The following is a 1,372-nucleotide window of genomic DNA, read 5'->3' on the forward strand; positions in this document are numbered from 1 at the left end:
GGGAGTGTCAGATTTTTTGTGTGCGGGCCGGTAACGGCCTGCCGTTAGGCAGACCTTCATTTACCACGTCGGCCTGATGAACCGATCCCCGTACAGGATCGCGAACTGATTCATCGCACTTTTCCAATCATGGGCCGCACTGCCCCAGTTTGCTGTGATATTGCGCAAGCCCAGCCAGATCAGCTTCGTGGCAGCATCATCGGTTGGAAAGTGTCCCCTCGTTTTGATGATCTTTCGCAGTTGAGCGTTGATGCTCTCGATTGCGTTGGTCGTGTAAATCACTTTCCGGATGGCGGGTGGGAAGACAAAAAACGGGATAACTCGATCCCAGGCGCGTCGCCAGGCAGCCACGACGGTCGGGTACTGCTTGCCCCACGGCCCGGTTTCGAATGAGTCCAGAGCCACTTCGGCGGCCTCGGCGTTGATCGCTTGATAGATCGGCTTGAGAGCCTTGGCCAGCTCCCGACGTTTGTCCCAGGCTGCATAGTCGAGGCTGTTGCGGATCAGATGCACGATGCAGGTTTGCAACGTCGTCTCAGGAAACACCGCGCTCAGGGCTTCTGGCATGCCTTTGAGGCCATCGGTCACAGCAATCAACACGTCTTCGACGCCGCGTGTCTTGAGGTCATTGAAGACCTTCATCCAGAACTTGGCGCCTTCCGTTGTCTCGATCCAGATGCCCAAGATATCGCGGGTTCCGTCCGGTAGTACGCCCAAGGCCAAGTAGATTGCCTTATTGCGGACCAGACCTTCTTCCCTGATTTTGACCCGCAGCGCGTCGAAGAAGATGACCGGGTACATCGGCTCAAGCGGTCGTTGCTGCCAAGCGCCGATCTCTTCCATCACCGCGTCGGTGACTGAGCTGATGAAGTCGTGCGAGACATCCGTACCGTACTGTTCCAAGAGAAATGCGCGAATCTCGCGAACCGTCATGCCCCGAGCGTACATGGCGATGATCTTGTCATCGAAACCGGTAAAGCGCCGCTCATGCTTGGGAATCAGAATCGGCGCAAAGCTGCCATCGCGATCTCGGGGAATCTCCAGACGAAGCGGACCGTCGTCTGTCAAAACGGTCTTGCCACTTTTACCGTTGCGCTGGTTATTAGACTCCTCAGGGCGCTCCGCGCCCTGAGGATAGCCAAGATGGTGGCCCAGCTCTGCGCCAAGGGCTCGCTCGATAAGCGCCTTCTTGAAGGCCATCGACGCATCCTGAATCGCCTCGGCAGTCATTGGGCCTTTGACGAACTGATCAATCAGCTCCTTCGGGATCGAAGGAAGCTCGGTTTTGGCCTCCAAGGCCGTCTTCTTTTTGGTTGGCATACATGCACCTCTTCAGCATGTTATGCCCGAACACAAAATTTCTGACAGTCCC

At 56.4% G+C, this 1,372-nt stretch carries 1 protein-coding gene; it reads right to left on the reverse strand.

All coding sequences use genetic code 11. The annotated features are described in order from the left end of the window. Positions 1-60: 60 nt before the first annotated feature. On the reverse strand, positions 61-1,320 hold the full coding sequence (locus tag MKS85_RS28745) for an IS256 family transposase (RefSeq protein WP_139051243.1): 1,260 nt from the start codon (positions 1,318-1,320) through the stop codon (positions 61-63). Positions 1,321-1,372: the final 52 nt, after the last annotated feature.

This window comes from Pseudomonas sp. JL2, from assembly GCF_031570495.1.
GTDB lineage: Bacteria > Pseudomonadota > Gammaproteobacteria > Pseudomonadales > Pseudomonadaceae > Aquipseudomonas > Aquipseudomonas rhizophila.